Annotated in this window: 19 protein-coding genes and 1 rRNA gene; 8 read left to right on the top strand and 12 right to left on the bottom strand. The window is 41.0% G+C overall.

All coding sequences use genetic code 11. The annotated features are described in order from the left end of the window. Window positions 1-20 precede the first annotated feature (20 nt). The 4 genes from EHS11_RS09340 to EHS11_RS09325 are packed head-to-tail and all read right to left on the bottom strand — an operon-like array spanning window position 21 to window position 4697. Window positions 21-1007: an N-acetylneuraminate synthase family protein gene (locus tag EHS11_RS09340; protein WP_135764118.1), complete on the bottom strand. Its 987-nt coding sequence runs from the start codon at window positions 1005-1007 to the stop codon at window positions 21-23. A gap of 30 nt (window positions 1008-1037) precedes the next feature. Continuing rightward, on the bottom strand, window positions 1038-3107 hold the full coding sequence (gene feoB / locus EHS11_RS09335) for a ferrous iron transport protein B (protein WP_135764117.1): 2070 nt from the start codon (window positions 3105-3107) through the stop codon (window positions 1038-1040). Window positions 3108-3112: 5 nt separating this feature from the next. Beyond that, a complete protein-coding gene (locus EHS11_RS09330) occupies window positions 3113-3376 on the bottom strand; it encodes a FeoA family protein (protein WP_135764116.1) in 264 nt (87 codons plus the stop codon). A gap of 16 nt (window positions 3377-3392) precedes the next feature. Further along, window positions 3393-4697 carry an ABC1 kinase family protein gene (locus EHS11_RS09325; RefSeq protein WP_135764115.1) on the bottom strand — a complete coding sequence of 435 codons (1305 nt, stop codon included), beginning with the start codon at window positions 4695-4697 and terminating at the stop codon, window positions 3393-3395. 124 nt (window positions 4698-4821) lie between these two features. On the opposite strand from EHS11_RS09325, the gene EHS11_RS09320 reads away from it, so the two are divergent. After that, a complete protein-coding gene (locus EHS11_RS09320; RefSeq protein ID WP_135764114.1) occupies window positions 4822-6822 on the top strand; it encodes a helicase in 2001 nt (666 codons plus the stop codon). 17 nt (window positions 6823-6839) lie between these two features. Here EHS11_RS09320 and EHS11_RS09315 read toward each other — a convergent pair whose 3' ends face one another. The 4 genes from EHS11_RS09315 to EHS11_RS09300 all read right to left on the bottom strand — a co-directional run bounded on the left by EHS11_RS09315 (window position 6840) and on the right by EHS11_RS09300 (window position 11073). Beyond that, complete coding sequence (locus EHS11_RS09315) at window positions 6840-7133, bottom strand: hypothetical protein (RefSeq protein WP_109020391.1); 294 nt, start codon at window positions 7131-7133, stop codon at window positions 6840-6842. A gap of 44 nt (window positions 7134-7177) precedes the next feature. Further along, window positions 7178-8977 carry an apolipoprotein N-acyltransferase gene (locus tag EHS11_RS09310; protein ID WP_135764113.1) on the bottom strand — a complete coding sequence of 600 codons (1800 nt, stop codon included), beginning with the start codon at window positions 8975-8977 and terminating at the stop codon, window positions 7178-7180. Further along, complete coding sequence (locus EHS11_RS09305) at window positions 8970-10013, bottom strand: lipase secretion chaperone (RefSeq protein ID WP_135764112.1); 1044 nt, start codon at window positions 10011-10013, stop codon at window positions 8970-8972. Before EHS11_RS09305 ends, EHS11_RS09310 begins: the two co-directional genes overlap by 8 nt. 130 nt (window positions 10014-10143) lie before the next feature. Then, window positions 10144-11073: a lipase family alpha/beta hydrolase gene (locus EHS11_RS09300; RefSeq protein ID WP_135764111.1), complete on the bottom strand. Its 930-nt coding sequence runs from the start codon at window positions 11071-11073 to the stop codon at window positions 10144-10146. Between the two features lie 401 nt (window positions 11074-11474). On the opposite strand from EHS11_RS09300, the gene EHS11_RS09295 reads away from it, so the two are divergent. Both EHS11_RS09295 and EHS11_RS09290 read left to right on the top strand, forming a co-directional pair. Next, complete coding sequence (locus tag EHS11_RS09295; RefSeq protein ID WP_135764110.1) at window positions 11475-12302, top strand: ankyrin repeat domain-containing protein; 828 nt, start codon at window positions 11475-11477, stop codon at window positions 12300-12302. Between the two features lie 41 nt (window positions 12303-12343). Further along, window positions 12344-13042 (top strand): TetR/AcrR family transcriptional regulator, encoded by a 699-nt coding sequence (locus tag EHS11_RS09290; RefSeq protein WP_246047732.1) that lies wholly within the window; start codon window positions 12344-12346, stop codon window positions 13040-13042. Window positions 13043-13084: 42 nt separating this feature from the next. Here EHS11_RS09290 and EHS11_RS09285 read toward each other — a convergent pair whose 3' ends face one another. Together EHS11_RS09285 and EHS11_RS09280 are read right to left on the bottom strand one after the other, a co-directional pair. After that, on the bottom strand, window positions 13085-13570 hold the full coding sequence (locus EHS11_RS09285; protein ID WP_135764108.1) for a GNAT family N-acetyltransferase: 486 nt from the start codon (window positions 13568-13570) through the stop codon (window positions 13085-13087). Next, window positions 13570-14970 carry a glycine--tRNA ligase gene (locus EHS11_RS09280; RefSeq protein ID WP_167884401.1) on the bottom strand — a complete coding sequence of 467 codons (1401 nt, stop codon included), beginning with the start codon at window positions 14968-14970 and terminating at the stop codon, window positions 13570-13572. The genes EHS11_RS09285 and EHS11_RS09280 overlap by 1 nt, the downstream gene beginning before the upstream one ends. A 136-nt stretch (window positions 14971-15106) precedes the next feature. Between EHS11_RS09280 and EHS11_RS09275 the strand changes: the two genes are divergently transcribed. Further along, a complete protein-coding gene (locus tag EHS11_RS09275; protein ID WP_246047730.1) occupies window positions 15107-16843 on the top strand; it encodes an energy transducer TonB in 1737 nt (578 codons plus the stop codon). Next, entirely contained in the window at window positions 16840-17616 is a 777-nt protein-coding gene (locus tag EHS11_RS09270) for a PrsW family glutamic-type intramembrane protease (protein WP_135764105.1), read from the top strand. The genes EHS11_RS09275 and EHS11_RS09270 overlap by 4 nt, the downstream gene beginning before the upstream one ends. On the opposite strand, the gene EHS11_RS09265 is transcribed toward EHS11_RS09270, so the two are convergent. Next, window positions 17556-18020 carry a GyrI-like domain-containing protein gene (locus EHS11_RS09265; RefSeq protein WP_135764104.1) on the bottom strand — a complete coding sequence of 155 codons (465 nt, stop codon included), beginning with the start codon at window positions 18018-18020 and terminating at the stop codon, window positions 17556-17558. The genes EHS11_RS09270 and EHS11_RS09265 overlap by 61 nt on opposite strands. Window positions 18021-18112: 92 nt before the next feature. On the opposite strand from EHS11_RS09265, the gene rrf reads away from it, so the two are divergent. Then, window positions 18113-18229: ribosomal RNA gene (gene rrf, locus EHS11_RS09260) — 5S ribosomal RNA — on the top strand. A 930-nt stretch (window positions 18230-19159) separates the two neighbouring features. Here rrf and EHS11_RS09255 read toward each other — a convergent pair. After that, window positions 19160-19738 carry a TetR/AcrR family transcriptional regulator gene (locus EHS11_RS09255; protein WP_167884400.1) on the bottom strand — a complete coding sequence of 193 codons (579 nt, stop codon included), beginning with the start codon at window positions 19736-19738 and terminating at the stop codon, window positions 19160-19162. Window positions 19739-19828: 90 nt separating this feature from the next. Here EHS11_RS09255 and EHS11_RS09250 point away from each other — a divergent pair, with 90 nt between their 5' ends. After that, window positions 19829-20551, top strand: a complete 723-nt coding sequence (locus EHS11_RS09250; RefSeq protein ID WP_167884399.1) for a hypothetical protein — start codon at window positions 19829-19831, stop codon at window positions 20549-20551. A 67-nt stretch (window positions 20552-20618) separates the two neighbouring features. Continuing rightward, window positions 20619-21152: a hypothetical protein gene (locus EHS11_RS09245; RefSeq protein ID WP_167884398.1), complete on the top strand. Its 534-nt coding sequence runs from the start codon at window positions 20619-20621 to the stop codon at window positions 21150-21152. Window positions 21153-21186 lie beyond the last annotated feature (34 nt).

Raw genomic sequence — 21186 nt, 5'->3', positions numbered from 1 at the left:
TCGGGTTTTAGTTTAAAACTTCAGTCTGTGTGAAAACGAATAGGCCCTTCTTTCCGAATGGAAGAGGGGTCTATTTTTTTATAGTCCCAAGCTTCCAAAACGGTTTTGTCTTTTGTATGGAGTGCCGGTCGCATAGCAACGATTCCCGATTCTTTTTTATACAAAGATCTTCTTCCGTAAAACCATCCGTTCGTTTCTTCCGAATGGGTATTTTTTCCGAACACACCTCGCATCGAATGAGCGTCATGGATGTATTTAGTGAGAAGTTTGAAACCTTCCGGGTCAAGAGAGATCGTATGATCGGGGCCGGGTAAACTCCGGTCCAATGTAAAATGTTTTTCAATGATACTTGCTCCGAGTCCTACGGCAACACTTGCCGCGAGAAATCCGTCCGTATGATCGGAGAATCCGACCACATAAGGAGTCGTTTCTAAAAAATAAGGAATGGTTTGCAGATTGGCTTTGTTTGCTGGTGTCGGATAAAGGGAAACGCAATGCAATAAGGCAATTTCTGCGTTCTCTTCTTTGAAAAGATCCAAGGCACGAGTCACTTCAAAAGGCAAAGCTGCACCTGTGGAGACAACTAATGGCAGTTTTGTGTCGATCGCTTTTTTAAGAAGAGGATAATTTACAATATCGCCCGAGGCAATTTTCAAAACAGGGACTTTCAAACTGACAAGCAAATCAACGGAGATTGAGTCAAGCGGAGTGGAAAAAAAATCCAATCCTTCTTCAATGGCTGTCTTTTGGAACTCTCTGTGTTTTGTTTCGGACAATTCGTATTCTTTGAAAATATCAAATAGAAACTTGGCTTCCTGGTTTTTGGGATCTACGAAATCTTCCGTAACATAGGATTGAAATTTCACCGCGTCCGCACCGGCTTCTTTGGCAGCGCGAATTGTTTTTTTACCGATCTCCGAATCGTTGTTATGATTGAGTCCGATTTCTGCGATTAGGTAAGGTTTGGTATTTCTTGTTAAAACTTGATTGTCGATTCTAAAATCCAAGGAGAGCCTCTTAGTTTCATTTTCGGTAAATTAAACGAAACCAAGAGCTTTTCCCAGCTGATAGACCAGTGTGGAGGAAAGAAGAGCGAGTCCCGTCATATACAAAAACTGAACCGTAGGCCAAAGAAGGCTGTCTGTTTCCTTTCTGACCACTGCAAGTGTTGACATACATTGGCTTGCAAAGGCAAAAAACAGCAGGAGTGAGATTCCGGTCAGAGGGGTCCAGAGTTTGGATCCGTCCTTTCTTTTTTCCTTTCGGAGAGATTCCCGGAGACCCTCGCTTTCTTCGCTATCTTCCGTGCCGTATAATACGGCTAAGGTGGAGACCATCACTTCTCTGGCTGCGAAAGAAGTTAGAATAGAGATTCCTATTTTCCAATCGAATCCCATGGGAACGAGTGCCGGTTCAATGGTCTTGCCCAGTCTTCCGATATAGGAATCTTCGATGGGACTTGTTTTCCATTCTTCCTTTTCGTAACTGGCGGGAAATGTGGATAGAAACCATAATACGATGGAGATATAAAGGATGATTTGCCCTGCGGATTGCAAGAACGCTTTTACTTTTTGATACACCGAATTTGCGATACTTTTATAAGAAGGCCACATATAATGAGGCAATTCCATAATGAAATAAGAAGAGTCTTCTTTAAACACTGTTTTGCGGAATATAAGCGCAACTACAAGAGAAGTGAGAAGGCCCAATAAAAACATTCCGAATAAAACAAGTCCCTGGATATTGATAATTCCGAAAAACGATGGGAATGTAAAAATCGTTCCTACTATCAGAATATAAACAGGATATCTTGCGGAACACATTACCAAGGGAGAAACCATAATCGTAGTGAACCTGTCCGACTTGTTTTCGATGGTCCTTGTCCCCATGATGGCAGGAACTGCACAGGCTGCAGAAGAAAGAAGAGGTATAAAGGATCTTCCCGACAATCCGAATCTTCCCATCAGTTTGTCCATAAGGAAGCTGGCACGTGCCAAATACCCTGACTCTTCCAAGAGTCCCAAGAAAGTAAATAAAAGTGCGATTTGAGGAACAAATACTACCACGCTCCCCACACCACCTAATATGCCATCTATGAATAAGGATTTGAGAGGACCATCCGGTAAATACAAACTGATGTTTGTTTGCATCCATTGGATTCCCGACTCTATGAGGTCCATCGGATATTCCGCCCAACTGAACAGGGTTTGGAATAGAATTCCCATAATGGTAAAAAAGAATACGAATCCGAAAAAGGGATGCAGCAAGACCGAATCCGCTTTCTTTTCCCAAAGGAAATCTTCCTTATAAGTAAATGTCAGGATTCTAGTTACAACGGATTTTATGTAAAAGGATTTTTGAATGATTTCTTCCTGGTAGGTAAATAGATAATCCGTCTTTTTCATTTCCTCTTCTAGCCAAACTCTTGTTTCTTGGGGAAAGGAGTCCAGATAATCGGACTCTTTCAAGCTCGGTTCTTTGGAAAGAACCTTAAGGGCCTGTGATAAAAAGAATTCGCTCGCGTTACTTTCAATTCCCAAATGTTCTTTTGCTTTCGCAAAAAAACTTTCTTCCTTTTTTCCCCAAGTCCAAAGTCGTTTTTGAATTCGAAAAGAATTCGGATCAAAGATGGCTTTTTCCAATTCGCCGAGTCCGTCTCCCGACTTGGCATTGACTAAAAATATCTTCAAACCCAAAATCTTTTCCAATAAAGCTATATCGGGTTTGATGTTTTTTTTCTCCAAAACATCTTTCATTGTCAAAACAAGGAAGATGGGCACTCCCATATCCATAACTTGTAATAAGAATTGTAATCCCCTTTCCAGATGGAGAGCATCCAATACATAGATTGCTCCCGTGTCTTCCGTTCTTTTCAGTAGAATGTCGTAGGTAATCCGTTTGTCTTTGGAACCTCCTCCCGGACCGAAGGTTCCGGGGAGATCTACTATTTCCGCACTTTCCTCTCCGCGAAACATTCTACCTGACTTCCGTTCCACAGTCACTCCACTGAAGTTTCCCGTTTTTTGCCGAAGTCCTGTTAGTTGGTTGAATAGAGTGGTTTTTCCGCAATTGGGATTTCCAACAAGATAAATGGGTAATTGTGACATATATGCTACGAGTGATCTACTTCTAAAACTTTGACTGAGATGAACCTGCAATCAAGCAAACGTAATCCTATTTTGGTTCCGTTTGTAAGAACTATCATCTTTCCCAAACTTTCGATTTTATCCAAAACTTTGAAGTTGGCTCCCGGAAATAATCCCAATTCCAAAAGTTCGGTGATAAAGGAATCTGAAATGGACTCTCTTTTCATCTCAATGATTTCACCTCTTGCATCTTTAGGCAGTTCGGACAAAACAAAAAATTCTTTTGACATTGTATATAGGACGGACTCAGGTATTTACAAATTTTTTCGTATCTCGAAAGAGATTGATTTCAGGTGCCATAGTTTTTACATAACGGTCAAAATAGAGCATCTGTTTCATAAGAAGCGCAAACTCTCTCGGGATCTTCAGTCCGTTTTGTTCCGCTACATCTTTGAGATCATACATCAAACGATTAAGTTTGGATTCATCAAAGGAACTTGCTTCGCCGAGAGCCATCGCTTGGTAAACTGTTTCCATTTCATTAAAAACATTTTCCAATTGTTCCCCGAGAACTTTGGGATCTACTCCTTCCGAAGTGGAGTCCATGGCTACGAGTCCTTGAGCAACAAGGCTAGGCTCTCCCATCCCGATTCCTTGTGTGAATAACATAAGTCCGTTCCAGACATTGGGTGAAATTCTTCCTACAATCCCGAAATCAATAAACCCGATTTGTCCGTCTTTCAAGATCATTACATTTCCTGCATGAACATCCGCATGAAAAAAACCTTTGGAAGCAAGGGAAGAGAACCAGATCTCCAGGGCATCATTCAATACCTTTCTCGGATTGTTCGAATATTGGCGAAGCCCTGCTTCATCCGTGATGGGAACTCCGTGAAAACGTTCCATAGTGAGCACTCGTTTGTTGGAGAGCCCGTGATAGACTCTTGGGACTCTTGCTCTTTCTTCATTTACACTCAAGAGATACGCTTCAAACTCTTCTATGTTTTTGGCTTCCTGGATAAAATCCACTTCTTGCATGATGGATGTTTGGAATTCAGAGAACATTCCGGTAAGTCCCGATTTTTTGAATTCGGGAGCAATCCACTCTAAAATTTTGGTAAGTAGTCCGAGTATCTGCATATCCGTTTTCAAAGTGGTATGTACATCCGGTCTTTGTACTTTTACCACAACATCTAATCCTTCTTTGGTGATTGCTGCGTGGACCTGAGCGATTGATGCGGAAGCAAGAGGGGCTTCTTCAAAATAGCGGAATAGATTTTCCAGTTTGTCACCTAATTCCCGCTCTACAATGGACCGAATGTCTCTGTAAGCTACCGGGCGGACCGAATCCAAACATTTTTGCATCTCCTCCACATACTCTTCCGGAAAGAGGGAGGGAGCGCTCGCTATGAATTGACCCAGCTTGATATAGGTTGCACCTAAGGATTCGAATGTTTGTCTGAGCGTAATTGCGATTTCTTTATGGTTTGCTTTGCCTGTGGCAAGTTTGGTAAGAATCTGGGCCGCTTGGCCGAGGAAAACGATACTTGAGTGCATCACCCTTGCACTGGAGTGAATTCCAAAAGAAAAGTAGTCTGATAGAGATTCCATAGGGCAAATTTAGTGGGGGAACTTGCCAAAGAAACACGAAAATCCGCATCCTTCCTCTAATTGAAATAGAGTTGCAGGATTAGCCGACCTCTAAAAACTAATCCAAACACGAAAAATGCCCACTATGAGCCAAGAGAGTGTATTGTACCAAGAGCTGGAAAAGCTCGATCTGAACGAAATCAAGAAAGTCGCATCTCTCTGGAACATTCAAAAATTACCAGGTAAGGACAAAAAATCTACGATTTTAGGCATTTTGGAGATTTTCCAAAATGAGTTTTACCTAAAGGGGATTTTAGAAAAATTCACCCCCCTCCAAGTCAATATATTGACTTCGATTTTGAAAAACAAAGGGGTGATGACTCTCGGAGAAATTTCCCGAAAAGTCAACATTCCTCCCATCAACGTAGAGATGGAATTGAATGTTTTACGCAAATACTATCTTCTCTACCAAAGAAAGAACAGAGAACGTCTTACTAATAATTTAGATAAATACCATGCTTACGATGAGTATCTTAAACTCATCAAAGTCGAGCCCAATCCCAAAGGAGAAAAGTTCAAATTCTCCATTGAGAAGGCGCTCGCAAAAGCTACCTATGCGGAAATTCCATCGGAATGGAAAGAAGCAATCGGTGCTAAAAAATCAGACACTATTGAAAATTTTCTTCAATATGCTCTTTCCAAAGATGTTTTACAAGCGTTATTGGATTCTTTGGGTGACTTTGATCGTGATGTTCTTCATAAGATTTATACTCATGGTGGTGTGATTGAAGCGGATACGATCCGAAATTATATCACTGTCAATCGCGGGCGCTTTGAACAATCGATTCCTCTACTGACATCGTTGTATTTGGTTCGGGATATTTACTTTGTAGAAGACCGTTTCATTCGTGTCGTAGTCATTCCGAAAGAAGTTTTGGATCATTTGCAATTTTCTCCCATCCACCCTCCCGTCAAAAAGGGAACAAGGGTCCGTCAGGAAAAACTCAGTGCCAATGGTTTGGATTTTTTCCTAAACGTTAAAAAACTCATTTCCTATATCTCCAGAAAAGGTTTGAACCTCGCCAAGTCTGGAAAAATCAAACAAGCCGATCACAAACGTACTGAGACCGAGTTACTTTCTCCTGACATTGAAATTTTTCCGGAAAAAAGCCAAGTATATCAAATCGAACTGATCCTTCCCATCTTGAAGCTGTTAGGTTATGTTGATATCAAAGGCGAAAACGTAATTTTAACCAGCGAAACGGATGAGTTTCTCAAAAAAGATATTTTTGAGATTATGAAAACCGTGATTCACGAAGTGAATGAAGCGCGCACCAGAAGACTTAGCCCTCCGGAGGTTTTCACTGCGGCAGAGGTTCCTTTTTATGAAAAAGGGATCTTAGACAAAACCGTAAAATTGATCATGGCACACGGAAAGATCAACGTATCCGTTATTTTTTCCCATATAGTCCGTGATCATTTGGTTTTTTCTCCTACGTTTCAGATCAAAACCTATGAAGAAGATCTTGCCGATCTTAGAAAAGAAATCATCTCCGCCATCTTCTATCTTCAGTTATTCGGTCTCATCGAAGTAGAATATCCGCAGAGAAATCTTACCTTAGCCGAACTTGGAAAACATTATTTCAACCATGATCCTCTTACTACGGTAACGGAGAAGGGCGGAATTACAATCAACCCTGACTTTTCCATTATTGCGTTCCCTGATCGTGTTTCCATCAATGGAATTCATCTACTCAAAGCTTTCTGCGAATTGAAAGATTATGATCGGGTGTATACGTTTGTATTGACCAAAGATTCTTTCCAATTGGGAATTTTGTTGGGATATGAAAAAGACACCTTTGTTCAGTTTTTAAGAGAGTCGAGCAAAGCCGAACTGGCACAGAACTTATTATTTTTATTGGATGATTGGGGAAACAATTTACCGATCGTTACGATCACTGAAGATTCCGTTTTGCTCAGAACCAAAGATCCTCTGGTGATGGAGCTACTTTTGGGTCAGATCAAAGGCAAAAAGTTTGTTCTGGAAGAAGTGAGTCCGACAGGAATCATCATTGAAAAATCGAAAGTGATGGAAGTGATAGCGATCGCTGAGAAATTGAATATGATCATTCGCCTCAATCGCTAAAATCGGTATTTAAAAATCTATTTTTTATCAGAGACCAATTCAGGATCAGTTACTTTGATCTTGGATTTGAACTCCCATTTGCGAAATGCGGATACCGCATCCAAACGTTCTTGGGAAACAAAAAATAATCTGTCTCCGTATTTCACAAGTCCGCCTTTATAATAGGCATACTTTGTTTTGTGATCTACCATTCCCAGTTCGGAAACTTTATTCCAATCTTCACAAGTTTTGAGAGAAGGTACCTTCCTTAAGTGTAGCTCTTTGATTGAATTCTCTTTCACAGCGTCGCGAAGTACTTTTTCCCATTCCATATTCGAATAGCCTTTCTTTACCTACAGAAATTTCAATTTCATTTTTATATTCGGTTGGAAAGAGTATAACCATAATGTCCCATTAAAAAAGTAAAAATCAGGGTAAGAATGGCAAAAATTCGAAGAGGAATTCGTCCAATGCTCCGATAAATAGTCGGAATCCCTCCTTTTATGATGGGAATCTCCGCATAGAGAATCGTTTGTTCTTCCATCGGACCGGGAGGAACAATTTCTCTCCCCCAAGGGTCATTCACTCTTGTCACTCCGGTCACCGCCGAACGTATCAGTGGTGTTCCCGTTTCAACAGCCCGCAACATGGCGCTTCCCGCATGTTGCCAAGTCTCTCTTTCCGATTCGAACCAACTGTCATTGGTGAGATTGACCAAAAGGTCCGGGGAAGTCGTATGTTGGTTTGCCAAAGGAGGGACCTGAAACAATTTCAATACAAGGCCCGGATCCATCGCCTCATAACAAATCAAAGGTGATACCGTAAAATCCACTTCCCTGGTTTGATTTGCATTGGGATCATTTTGCCGCTCCTCAAGATTTTCGGGATTTTGGATAAGTCCAGTGTAGGGCAATGGATTTTCATTTTTGGAGAACAATTTGTCCGCTTGGACCTGGGAAATATTTTTCCGAATTTGGAAAAGACCTGAACGCAAGCCAGGTGTATGAGAGGATGCTTCCGGAAATATCTTTCTTAGAATTGGGAAAGTAGATTCCATCGGCAGATATTCACCAAACGGTAGTAAGTTTTGTTTGTAATAGTGTTCGATGGAAAGGGTGTTCATCTGGAGTAGGCTAGCGGTGTTATGCATCTTTCCTTCGATTATTAGCTCATTATAAAGGACTGGGGCGTTCGCCGTTTTGGACAGATATTCCAAGATTCCTAAGAAAGTCGGAGAGTATGTGGATTTGGATTCCGGTTTGGAAGAAGTTCCGTGAAAGGGAACACTTGATTCGGGAAATACCAAGAGATCAATCGGTTTCGGAGAACGAAGGATCGCTTCTTTACCAAGATCCAAGATCGATTGTAAGGCCGTTTGGATAAATCTCTGGTCTTCTCTTTTCTCCAAGGTAGCGTATTTGGTATTGGGTTGAATGATCGCTGCAAACAGACTGGAGCTTGTTTCAGGGATTCGAAACAATGAGTGAATATTATAAAATAGTATAAGAGAGGAAATCCCTAAATAAACGTAGATCGGAGCCTTTGAGAGAATGGGTTTGACCAGTTTTGTTTTTTTATTTGCCTTCGCAGTTTTTGCGGTACGGCCGGATCTCCAAAACCGGTAGGAGTGGATTCCTCCTGCGGCGAGAAACCATCCGAAAAAACTTAAAAACTCCACTCCGGAAAGTGATACTGTTTGTCTGAGAATCAAATTCCCTCGGAAAAAATCTCCCCAATAGACGGGAAATACCATGGGAGAAAGCCAATCGCTGAGCACGGCAAGACAGGGATAACCTAAAAACAAAAAGAAAGGAAAATCATATCCTTTTCCTTTGGAAACGGTCTTTTTATAAATCCAAACTCCGACAAAAATAAAAAAAATTTTATAGAAGGAAAACGAAGCGTAAACGATAAATACGGGAACCGATACAAACCAGCTTGCGCCCGTTAAGTTGCCAATGGAAGTATATACCCAGGTAAATGCGAAAATGGTAATGGAAAGGGAAAAGAAAAGACCGAGGCGGATTGGCTTTAAGATGGAATCCGAGGTTTTGATCTCCTCGGAAATCAGTATCAAACAAACAAGCCCGAGTGCGCTTGCCAGACTTGAGCCTATCGGTTCAAGTCCAAGTGCGAGAAATATGCTTCCGAGCAGGATTAAAAATAGATCATTCACTCAGATTTTTCATTTCTGTTTCGTACTGTTTGCGTCTGGAATATTCTTCTGCAGATTCTTTGCTTCCTAAGACTTGTGTACGAAGTTCCATCAATTTTCGATTTTTTTCATCACCTTTCAGATTCGGATTTTTCCGAAGAAATTCGGCTTCTTCCTTTGCCAGTTGGTTTTCTTTTTCTTCTTCTTGTTTCAACTCCCGCGTTACTTTTTCCATACGATCATTTCCGTCTTTACCGAAGTAACGGGTTCGAACTTCCCTTTCTTTCGATTCCTTTGCAGTAGGATCCAGTTTTGCCAGTTCGTTGTTTCTGAGTTCCAGTTCGGTTTCATAACGATCGAATTTCGGTTCTCTTGCCGAAACGGAATCATAATAATCTCCGAATGTTTTTTTGCGGTAATTTTCATACTGACGCATTCTTTCGTCACCGCTTACATTTTTGGTTTCATCCAAAAATTTCCTACGATTGAAACTGAAATCCGCCGTGGCCTCTTCCAAACCGAAAACAAAATCCGCATCGTCTCTGGAAAAAAAAGTTCTGCGGAAGGTTTTGACCAATTCGTATTTCTCTTCATTACTTGCGTTAGCTGGAAGTTCGTAATGGGACATGGCTTCTTCATAACGAAGGTAACTGTTGAGTAGTGAGATAAGCTTATTCGCTTCGTCCCCGGAATATTCATTTTTGAGAAATGCCTTTACGTATTCATTGCATTGTTCTCTTGTGCTTCCTTCCGGGCATTGGCGTCGCAGTGTCCAAAGTTCGGATACCAGATTGATTTCCCCTGTCCTTGCACGTGCCATAATTTCATCGAATCTGAGAAAACCACCGTCCGATTGGAAAAGATTTTTGGAGCTTTCCAGATAAAACGAATCCACTTCGAATCCGTCACTCGCTTGGGAAAAATAAGATTTTGCCTTATCGTTTTCACTCCTTTCCGAAGAAGTCGCTATCTGGGCTTGGGTGAACAATCGGTAAAAAAGATAGAAGGCGAGGAAGAGAAGGGCGATTCCGATCGATAGAACTATTTTGCGATTCATAAATAATAAAATGTTTCCTGGTGATAACTTGAGAACAATAGAGATTATATAAGATAAATCTTATATGAAAACAAAAAAAAACCCAGACTAAGTTGTCCGGGTTTTCCTGAATCGTTTTGTTTGATTGTATTTATTGGTTCGACTTCATGTTTTTTGCAACATTAAGGAAGTGACCTTCCACGTCGTACCATAGGTTACCTGAATTCAAAGTATTGGCTATCTGTAAGTGGTCGATACCTGTTGTGAAAATTCCGTAAGATGGTCCGCCTTTCCAAGTTCCCCATTTTTGAGAAGAAAGTGGAACTAAACCGTCGTTAGTGAGTCCTTGTCCTTGGAAAACTCCACCGGCTGCCGTAGCTGGGTACAAGATTCCCATAAGAGGGTGTTGGATAAGATCCGGAATTGTAATGCTTGATCCGTAAGAGAAATATTTTACTGCGGAACTGTTAGGAGTTGCTGCATTGAAAGCTACAAGTCCTTCTTTTGTTAAAGAAGAAAGTGCCGCCAGAGCATCTTGTTGGTTGGTTCCACCCCAAACTATTTTTACTAAAGTTTCCAGAACGACTGCAACGAAGGGTTGGAGCCAGCTAGGTAGAACAGATTTTACTATGTCTGCAATCGGTGAACCGTAGTGAGGTGTGTTCAGAGTGGTCAAAGTGGAAACTCTGGAAGAAAGTCCAAGGTTGGAAATGGTATATCTGCTATCCAATCCGCCTTGAGAGTGACCGAGGATGTGGAATTTGCCAGTATAGTTGTTTGCTGCAGCATAGTTAAGGATTAATGTTTTGAGTTGTTGTCCGCGCACTTCATTGGAGTTAGCTGCTGATTTTGCAGGTGCAAATACAGTTGCTCCTTGGCCACGCAGATAAGTGTCCATTCCTCCCCAATAACTGAGGATACTGATCACTCCACCGGAGTTTTCGCCCCAACCGAATAGACCATGGGATAATACGATAGGATAAGTTCCTGCCAATGGTTTGGACGAAGATCCTGAACTTGCGAATGCGGGAGCTGTTAATAATGCTGCCGTAATTAATGCTAAAATTGCCTTGCGATTCATACTTTTTTCACCTCTGAATTTTCTAAGGAATAATTATGGCAAAAATAAGGAAAGTGTGCAAGAAAAAATTTGAATCTTGTTCAAAATACTTAAAAAAAATGTAAATTTTGATCTTTTTATCACTCATTCTGTAATTTAATGAAGTTTTTAATCGTCGAGACCGTCTTTGGAGTCTCTTTTTCACATATCTACAGGATTCTATCCTCAATTTGATTGGTTTTAACTTAGGCTTTATTTTTGCATCTTTCGCTTAGGAGAAGGGAATTCCCCGGTTCACCTGCTTGGTTTTTGGATGAGGTGCTGATTTCTTTTGTTTATTTCATATTTGAACGCGTTCAAAAAAAGTTGACAAAAATATTCCTGTCCAAGATAATTGAACGTGTTCAAAAAAGGAGTTTTTTATGAAAAGTTTTCTATCGTTGATTTTACTTTTGGCTTTGTTATCGGGCGGGAGCTTATTTGCAGAGTCTAATGAGAATTGTGAAATCCAAAATTTAAAATGTCTGAATCACCATTTAACAAACAATCTCTACGTGGATTTATACAGAAAGAATGGTGTAGGGAAAACAAGTTTGCACATTGCAGTGGAGAACAACAATACGGAAGTTGCCCGACTCATTTTGCAAAACGATTTGGGAGTCATCTCTCTTGTGGATGCAGGTGGGAATACTGCCCTTCATCGTGCGGCGAACTTGAACGAAAAAGAAATGCTTCAGACGATTTTGGATTTTAGCCCGGATGTGAACTTGGAAGACCGAAATGGAGAAACAGCGCTTGATATAGCGCGTGCTGCAGGATATCTCGATTTGATCGATTTACTTAGCACTCATGGCGGGATTTCAAAAAAACGAAATGATTCATCTACCACTACCATTTGGTTGTATCTTGTTTATATAATACTAAGTATTCTAGTTACGGTTTGGGTGGCACGAACTCTTTCCAATAATGGAAAAGTTTTTTTGATAGATGCATTTAAAGATATGGAATTGGCAAATTCCGTAAATCATTTGTTAGTTGTAGGGTTCTATTTAATCAACTTAGGTTATATCACAATGGCTCTTAAAATCGGTTTAAAGCCGAATGATATGGTTGAGGCAGTAGAAATTTTGAGTAACAAAGTAGGGATTGTCATTCTACTGCTGGGTTGTATGCATTTTTTCAATTTGTACTTATTCGGAAGGCTGCGTAAACGAACTCTCTTGAAAAAAGAATTGGGAGTTGAATCCTAAAATTGATTTTAAACAAAGTTGGAAAGCAGGAGATGGAAAAGTTGAAAAAAAAAGATATATTGCCGGAGACTCAAGGAAAGGATACGGAAAAATCCAAAAAAACCAAGGAGTTGATTTACAATACGGCAATTTCTCTTTTTCAAAAAGACGGGTATGAAAAAGCCACAATGAGAAGCATCTCCTCCCACGCAGGTGTTTCTTTGGGTTCCGCCTATTATTATTTTCAATCGAAGGAAGACATTGTTTTGCAGTTTTATTATTTTTCTCAGGAAGATGCCAAGATCCAGTCTGAAGAATTCAACAAATCAACTAACGATTTCAAAAAACGATTCAAAAATATAATCCTTTATAAAATCGATTCCTTTGCGAAGTATAAAAACTTTGTATCTGTCCTTGCAAAAAATGCCGGGGACCCCAACCACTCCATCTCTCCTTTCAGCGGAGAAACAAAACACATCCGGGAAGATGCCATCCAAATCATCCGAGAAGCTTTGGAGTCGTCCAATCTGAAACTCAAAGGTGAAATTGTTTCTTTGCTACCAGAATTACTTTGGCTGTACCAATTGGGCATTGTCTACTTTTGGATTTCCGATAGTTCGAAATCAAGCCAAAGGACAAAACTCATTGTAGATGAATCATTGGATATGGTTTTTAAATTGATTCAAATTTCCAAGTTCCCTTTTTTTAAAACCGTGATCGGTTCCATTCTAAGGTTGTACAGGTTAGTCAAAGGAAATTAAAAAATTCGAATCATTTGAAAAGTGGAGTATTCTAAATTTGTTTTAGAATACTTTCTTTCTGTATCTGATATAAAACCTTTCAAATTCGGAATGATCCCAAAATTGAACCGCTTCTTCGTTTCCTAAAATAGCGCGGAGTTCAATGGCGGGGATTCCCTTTTCTTTGCACCAAAGATCCACGTCCGAAAGCAAACGTTTCATATGGCCTTTCTTTTTTTGTCCCAATTTCGTGACGGCAAGGTCAACAAACAAAGATCTTTCTTCCGTTAGGTGGGGCTTCTCTTCGATTCGTCCAATTACCAAGGAAACCAACTCTTCATTTTGGGAATTTTCTTCCGTCTCGAAGATTCCTTTCATGTAAACTTTCCCGGAGCCTAAAAGTTTAAAATAAATATCCGTAAACTTTGTAGCGGCTCTGGGGCGGATCTGGAAAAGTCCGTCCAGGGTGAGCTGGTTGACCTTGCGAAAGAACTGATTTACGAGTTCAATCGTTTGGTTTCTATCTGATTCGTTTAACTCTCGTAACACTAAATCATTCGATCGATAATGTAGGATTTGATCGCAGTGATTGCAATCCGCTCCTGCTTCATGGAATCTCTTTCCCGAATAGTGACTGTTCCGTCTTGCAAACTATCGTAGTCTACTGTGATGCAGAAAGGAGTTCCGATTTCATCATGGCGTCTGTATCTTTTTCCGATGGCTCCGCCATCATCATAATCCGCATACCAGTGGTTGCGCAGATCTTCGTAGATTTCTTTTGCTTTCGCATCCAACCCGTCTTTTTTCATCAAAGGAAAGACTGCTACTTTTATGGGAGATACTCTTTTTCCGAAACGAAGCACGGTTCTTACTTCTTCGTTTTCCAATTTTTCTTCTTCGTAACCGTCACATAAAACGGCTAGGAAAAGCCGGTTGAGTCCGAGTGCGGGTTCCACTACATAAGGAAGGTATTTTTTCTTTGCTTCCAAATCATGATATTTCAAATCTTCAGAAGAAAATTTTTCATGTTGGGTAAGGTCGTAGTCCGTCCTGGAAGCAACTCCCCAAAGTTCTCCCCAACCAAACGGGTATTTGTATTCGATATCGCTTGTGGCATCACTGTAAAAGGAAAGTTCTTCCTTTTCGTGCTCTCTTACCCGCAGGTTTTCCTTTTTGATGCCCACAACGTTCACGAGCCAGTTCATACAATAGTCCACCCAATACTTGAACCATTCTTTTTGGGTGCCCGGTTCGCAGAAAAATTCCATCTCCATTTGTTCGAATTCACGGGTACGGAAGATAAACTGGCGTGCCATGATTTCGTTTCGGAAGGATTTTCCGATTTGGGCGATTCCGAAGGGAATTTTTTTCCGAGCGATTTGGGAAACATTCTTAAAATTGATAAAGATACCTTGTGCTGTTTCCGGGCGAAGATAAATATCTACTGCCCCTTCTTCCGATGCACCATGGGAAGTTTTGAACATCAAATTGAATTGGCGTGCTTCCGTAAAAGTTCCCGCAGTTCCGCAAGTAGGGCAGGCGTATCCTTTTTCCAAAATATGAGAAGTGAGCTGTTCCAGGGTTTTTCCCGTGGCAGCACCTTCTCCTTCCTTGTCTTCGAGGAATTTGTCCACACGCACTCTGGCTTTGCATTTTTTGCAATCCATAAGAGGGTCGTTGAAATTGGAAACATGGCCGGATGCCTCCCAAACACGGGGGTGGAGCAAAATTGAGGAGTCAAGTCCCAGAATATCATCTCTTCTGTGAACAAAATACTCCCACCAAAGCCTCTTTAGGTTATTTAATACCTCTACACCGTTCGGACCATAGTCAAATGTATTGGAGAGCCCCCCGTAAATCTCGGAACCGGGGAATACAAAACCTCTCCGTTTGGAGACTGCAACGATGGATTTGAGGGACTGCTCTTCTTTCTCTTTCGGCTGTGCCATATTCGCCAAATTTTTTGTTTTCCACTAAAATTCAAAGTATTTTCCTAGAGATTGTCACTGAATGAACCACCCAAACCAAAGTCATTTGTCTCGATTTCATGAGAAAGGTCTTAGCTTTCTCATCTGGATGTCGCCCATGTTTTCCCTCGGCATCTTTTTTGCACTGGGAGTACTATTCGCATTTCCCAAAGCAGTTCGTTTAAAAAGAAAAGCCCTGGTTGTTATCTTCATTCATTTGCTTTCCTGGATCTTTTTTTATCCGATCGAGCTTTTTCACAGATCAAGCCTGGCATGGGAAACGAGAATCAATGAATTTTTGAGCTTAGAATCCAATGTTAACCTAATCAAAGTTTGTGTTTTTGTGATTGTAGGTATTTTTCTTTTTCTCAATTACATACATTCTTCCGCAAGGCAGAATGCCCGGGATAAAAAAAGAAATCTGCTTTTGCAAAGAACTTCTCCAGGCTCCACACTTCGGACTGAAAAAAGAGTAAGGGACTCCAAGTTTGATTATTTTTTACTCGTATTGTTTCTCAGCTTGTTTCTGACTTTCGCCTTCGATTTGTTAATCGATTGGATTCGTCCGAAGTCGGCTTATAATCCGATTTTGCCTCTCGCAAATCTATATATGTTCTTTTTCAATTATCTGCTTTCCTGCGGTATTTTGCTTTTGGGTTTCAACCGCAATAAATCCCCTTCGATTTTGTCTTCTTCCTTTATCAGATACGAACAAGGGATACGATTGAGGGAATCCTGGAAGGAAGCGGCAAACAAATCGGAAAAATTTCCTTTCCTAAAAGAAATTGAAGTTAAAAAAAGAGCATTGTTTCGAGACAGGCTGGTCCCGGGATGGGGTCATATTTATTTGGAAGATTTCTGGCGGGGTTTTCCATTTTTATTTGTTACGCTGCTTCTCTGGCTTTTTCTCGCGGTTTGGACTTTCTCTTTTATCAGCCCTGTTTTCGGGCTTCAGTTCCTGGGAGGAATGGGTTTGAAGCCGGGGATCCCGGATAAAAGTTTCTTTCTTGCTGCGCAAAACATTGCTTATTCGGTCTTGACCTTGTCTGCTTTGGTTTTTATTTATTTTTATTCAAATCATTTGCTCACCCGTAGTTTCTCTTTGGAAAATCTAGGGCTTAAAAATCCCGGTGAAAAGGAATTGGATCCTGTTTTCGAACCTGGAATTCGCAGAGGGTTTCGAAATACTCTTCCCATGTCCCTTCTCTTTCATTTGATTTTGATTTGTTTGGTATTTATCATTCCTATTTCACTTCAAAGAAACCAACAGAAGAAAGATAAATCTTCCGACAAAAAGAACCACTTCCAACCTGAGAAGATGGAGTTTTATTTTATCGACCCGAACATCCCGGACGAGATGGACGGATTGAACGGAGGAGTGGTCACCGGAACCGATACGAATAACAAAACCCAAGGTGAAAAGATCAGCGACGAAAAAGCCGCAGATAACGGACCCAAGGCGGGGTATGTAAAAAAAATCCGAGGTAAAAAGATACCGCCCACTTATTCCAATTACATTTCGGCTAAGATGCGAATTCCCGAAAGTTATATGGATTATTGGGCCAAAGCACCTCATCCTTATTCCAGCGTGGTTGCTTATACGATCACACAAGACGGAGATATCATTGATGTGGAACTCGTGGAAGGATCCGATTATCCGGACCAAGATCTGCGTACTTTGCAACTCGTGGAAAGTTTGGGCCCTTTGATACCTCCGCCTAACTCTAAGAATGATATCCGGGTTACCGAACTTTTCTGGAACGGGCCCATTGATCCCGAATTTGTTCCTACTCCGCTTCAGAAAGAAATGATCAATATGTTTGACGGAAGATACATGGAAGAGTTACCCGAATGAAAGAAATCGAATTGACCTTATTGGATTACCTGATCGGTTCGCTTAGCGTGCTTCCCTGGGGGATCGTGCTGTGGAAGTCCTTTCCGAAAAAATTATCACGCAATGCGCAAATCGGTATCGTGATGGCGTTGTTACTCGGTTGGGTCTCAACGGTTCTTATCCTTTGGCTTCACCCTGTCATCTGGCCTCAGACTGATTTTGTTACCAAAAAAAAGGTAAGTATGCTCACGCAGACCGCTCATCTTGCTTTTATTCAAGCGGGAATGATGGAAGAGAGTTTTAAAATTTTATTTATTTTGCTACTTAGTTTCGCACTGAGTTTTGATTTTAAAACCAAATCTTTTTTGCCGGAGTCAGCATTGTTTGCGGGCTTTGTGGCAATGGGATTTTCCTTTATTGAAAATACTCATTATATTGTCCGCGAAGTTTCGGAAAGAAAATTGGATATATTTCTGGCAAGAACGATCCATTCCTCTAACATTCATTTGTTGATCAATTTGTGTTTTGGTATGTTTCTATTAAAGTCTAATTCCAAAGAAGTAGGAGAAAAAGTCAGATATCTCTTTTTCGCATTTTTACTCGCAGTTCTCCAGCACGGAGTCGTTGACTTTCTTTTGATCCCCGGAGCATCCTTCGGGCAGTGGGTCGCCTCAGCCATGTTTGTTGGGATCTGGGTATGGGTTGTTCGTGATTGGCGAGTCTATGTGACTGCTTATCTACTTGATAAAAAAACTCTGATTCCCGCTTCCGAGTATTCTTCCCAGTCTACTTGAAAACTTCTGATCTTGGGAATTTCCGGATGGCTCCAAATTTCCGCCCAAAATTTGGGAACTACTTCCTCAGGAGCGCCCGGGTGAATGGCAAAATAACGGCCGCTTTGTGGAGAGAAGGTGATTTTTTCCAGACCGTCCAATATCATTTCCTCTTCTTTTACCGCGTAACCCAGTAAAAAATCGTAAGCTCCCGATTCGTCTTTTTCGTAATTGAAGTAAACCGCAAACAATGGATCGAATCTGCGAATCACTTCTAGTTTTTTAGGAAGATCCAATTTATAAAAATCAGAATAGATGGAAGGTATGATTTTATCGGCTTCTCCCGGTTTGTTGGTGGTTCTCACCTTTAAACCCATTACCGTGAATGTTTCCGTAGAAACCAGAGGTTCGGAAAGATCTGTCATAAGAAAATATTTAAATTCCCCCGTTTCGCCTGCAATCATTTCCTGTATTTTTATTTGACAGATCCGTTCTCATGGGAAATCTGGTAAATACTCCTGGTGATAATGGAGAGAAGGCAATACCCGTTCCCATTCCGAACACGGAAGTCAAGCTTCTCATCGCCGATGGTACTATTGGGTTCGCTCAATGGGAGAGTAGGACATCGCCGGGTTAGCAATCATACCCATAAAAAGCCAGCCGAAAGGTTGGCTTTTTTATATCCAGATCGAATACCTGAGCGAACCCAATAGTAGTTATTGTAAAAAGTTGTTCGCGAAATGACAGACTTGCGACCCGTAGGGAGCAAGGCTCGGACACTCGCCCGCGGAGCGGAAAAGCGAGTGGGGGTGGAAGTAGGACATCGCCGGGTTCGTCATAATAGTTTAATAAAGCGAGATGTGAAAGTCTCGCTTTTTTTATGTCTAGAGGGCGGCAAGCTTTTCCGGCCGATGTCCTGGACTTTTCGCTATGTAAGCGAAGCTTACTCCGCGAAAGTCCTTTTCTCGCTCCCTATGGGTCGCTGCGAAATGTCGCCGGGTTAGCAATCATACCCATAAAAAAGCCAGCCGAAAGGTTGGCTTTTTTTATATCCAGATCGAATACCTGAGCGAACCCAATAGTAGTATTGTAAAAAGTTGTTCGCGAAATGACAGACTTGCGACCCATAGGGAGCAAGGCTCGGACACTCGCCCGCGGAGCGGAAAAGCGAGTGGGGTGGAAGTAGAACGAACTAAGGTTTGCTCTTTCACATAGAAAAAACTTTATGAATAATGAAATGGGTCTAGATCCGCAAGCGTTCGATGCTCCCCGCTTTTAGGATTGATTTGTTTATCCCCGCCCTGATTAGGGTGGGGTGTGAACCACCCGCCACCCAATGAGTCCCAACTAACATATTCAATCTGATAGGACAATCCTTCTTTGCTCTTTACCAAAAATTCTTAGGAAAAGTTCGCCTTTTTGCCAATGGACTTCTCCCCCGCGCAAGGCGACCAAAGGCCGCCGTCCGAAGGGCTGAAGCCGGCTAGGCTCCCGCCTGCGAAAGAGCCCGGTCGGTGCTACGGATCCAATGAATCTTCACCTAATAGATCCGACGCCTCCCAGCTTAATTTCTTTTTGCGATTTGTTCGAATTGTTTACGCATCATATGTATAAATTCGATTTCACCACTCATTCGATAGAGGCTAGCAGCGCCTTCGTAAATTACCATAACTTCCAATGCGAGTTTACCATGGTCTTCGGAAGAATTTTTACGTTTGGAGGAATGTTTTTTTAAAACGGAGATTACCGTTGCAAGCCAATGTTTTTTGATTAGGCGCAATTTGGATTCGAACACATTTCTGTCTTGTGTTGGTAATTGGGACGCAAAAGATCCGAAGGGACATCCGTAGTATTTTTTAGCACGCGCGGCTCGTTCTATCAAAGTTGTCCAATTGGTAAAAAAATCAGATAAAGATTCCGCCCGCTCTGACAAACGATCCAAAATCCCCAAAAATTCTTTTTCCTTAAAATCCAAGTAGGCCAAACCCAAAGCGGCTTTGGATTCAAAATGATAGTAGAGTGAAGGCTTTTTGATATCACAGGAAGTGATGATTTCTTCCACTCCCGTATTTACATAACCTTTGGAATAAAACAAATCCGCTGCTGAATCCAGAATTCTTTCTTTAGTATTTAACTTTGTCATAAATATTAAAAAATATCTTGCATAAAATATACCGAACGGTAGGTATAGTGTCAAGATAGTTTTTTGAATCTTGTAATAAAGGAAACAAAAATGGATCATCAAATATTGCCTGAATCGGTTAATAATCGTTATTATCTTGAAAAATCGATTTTCATAGAAGAGATAGAAGGTTTGGAACTCTGGAGATTGGGGAACGATCATTTTAACGAATTCAATGATTTTATCTTTCGGGTTTATGCGGAAGCTTTCGGTGAAAATGGAAATTTACCGTTTACCCGTTCCGATATTGTGGAACAAAGTTCGATCTATTTTCATCAAACGAAGGTTTGTGGGATCAAACATCCGAGCGGTGTGCTACTCGGAACATGGGGGTTGGTGTTAAAAAATCTTGAAAAAGATTTTTTTCCTCTTCCCATTGAGACAAGATATGGTTTGACACCGGAACAAATTTTGAAGAATGCAAATGCACCTTCTGCGCGTTATATATTCAACGGATGGAGAACTGCAATCGACAAGGAAGCCATTCAGAACTTAAATATACCCAAACAAAAATCCATTTTCATTTTTGATTTTTTACTCAGAGGCCTAACGAAAGATTTTGCGGGAGATGGCAGTTCGTATCTGGGGGTTTCTGAAATGGAAATGCTTGTTCTTAAATATCATCGTAGAGTGGGGATTCCTTGGATCATTCTGGGAGAACCGTTGCATTTTTGGGGTAGGGATAGATTCCCTTGCGCATTTCAATTGGGTCTTTTTGAAGATTATTTGAAAACAAATCATCCTGAGCGGTATAAATTCATTTATGGCAAATGAATGATGCGGATTTTTGCCTTTGTTTTTTGATTGAAAACAGAAAGGAAACTAACATCCTTTCTGTTATATGGATCTTGCGGTCGTTTTTTTCAAATCTAAAAAAATAATTCTTACCTTACTCGTTTTACTAGTTCTTTTTTCTGTTTCGGCATGCAAAAGTGAAAACGAAAAAGATGACGAGGATCTACTTTTAGGATTGGCTTCCCAGCAAAATACGAGCGTTAGTGGTCTTTGTAACAATTTTACCAACGGCACCTCTTTTTCTTTCGATGGAGTGAATCTCACTACCTCCTCGCAGAATTTGGTAGGAACCAGCAATGGGAATTTTTATGCAGGCGTTCTTGCCAAGGGATTAAAAGCAAACGAGAAGATCGTTTTTAATAATATCGCCGAAACAGCAACACCTTCCATCAATGTCTATTCCGGTTCTGTTTGCGAAATTTCCGATTCCAGCGCATCTGCTGCCGGAACATTTCTTTCTTCCGCAGAAGACAGCCTGACCGGAGTTCGCACTTATACTGTAGTTACCGCTGGAGATTATTTTTTCGTCGTGACGGGAACGACTGCGAATGTCAAAGCGATCACAGTAGTTCTCGAATAACATTATATAGCTTTTAGCATATTCCAAAACAGGG

Source organism: Leptospira ilyithenensis, from assembly GCF_004771005.1.
GTDB classification, from domain to species: Bacteria; Spirochaetota; Leptospiria; order Leptospirales; family Leptospiraceae; genus Leptospira_A; species Leptospira_A ilyithenensis.
This window is presented reverse-complemented; position numbering and strand designations above follow the sequence as displayed.

Coding starts and splice junctions, on each gene's coding strand:
- EHS11_RS09305 (WP_135764112.1), bottom strand. CDS start 10,013: ATGAATCGCAAAATAGTTCTATCGATCGGAATCGCCCTTCTCTTCCTC.
- EHS11_RS09275 (WP_246047730.1), top strand. CDS start 15,107: ATGTTTTCCCTCGGCATCTTTTTTGCACTGGGAGTACTATTCGCATTT.
- feoB (WP_135764117.1), bottom strand. CDS start 3,107: ATGTCACAATTACCCATTTATCTTGTTGGAAATCCCAATTGCGGAAAA.
- EHS11_RS09245 (WP_167884398.1), top strand. CDS start 20,619: ATGGATCTTGCGGTCGTTTTTTTCAAATCTAAAAAAATAATTCTTACC.
- EHS11_RS09300 (WP_135764111.1), bottom strand. CDS start 11,073: ATGAATCGCAAGGCAATTTTAGCATTAATTACGGCAGCATTATTAACA.
- EHS11_RS09325 (WP_135764115.1), bottom strand. CDS start 4,697: ATGGAATCTCTATCAGACTACTTTTCTTTTGGAATTCACTCCAGTGCA.
- EHS11_RS09280 (WP_167884401.1), bottom strand. CDS start 14,970: ATGGCACAGCCGAAAGAGAAAGAAGAGCAGTCCCTCAAATCCATCGTT.
- EHS11_RS09320 (WP_135764114.1), top strand. CDS start 4,822: ATGAGCCAAGAGAGTGTATTGTACCAAGAGCTGGAAAAGCTCGATCTG.
- EHS11_RS09315 (WP_109020391.1), bottom strand. CDS start 7,133: ATGGAATGGGAAAAAGTACTTCGCGACGCTGTGAAAGAGAATTCAATC.
- EHS11_RS09295 (WP_135764110.1), top strand. CDS start 11,475: ATGAAAAGTTTTCTATCGTTGATTTTACTTTTGGCTTTGTTATCGGGC.
- EHS11_RS09265 (WP_135764104.1), bottom strand. CDS start 18,020: ATGACAGATCTTTCCGAACCTCTGGTTTCTACGGAAACATTCACGGTA.
- EHS11_RS09255 (WP_167884400.1), bottom strand. CDS start 19,738: ATGACAAAGTTAAATACTAAAGAAAGAATTCTGGATTCAGCAGCGGAT.
- EHS11_RS09250 (WP_167884399.1), top strand. CDS start 19,829: ATGGATCATCAAATATTGCCTGAATCGGTTAATAATCGTTATTATCTT.
- EHS11_RS09330 (WP_135764116.1), bottom strand. CDS start 3,376: ATGTCAAAAGAATTTTTTGTTTTGTCCGAACTGCCTAAAGATGCAAGA.
- EHS11_RS09270 (WP_135764105.1), top strand. CDS start 16,840: ATGAAAGAAATCGAATTGACCTTATTGGATTACCTGATCGGTTCGCTT.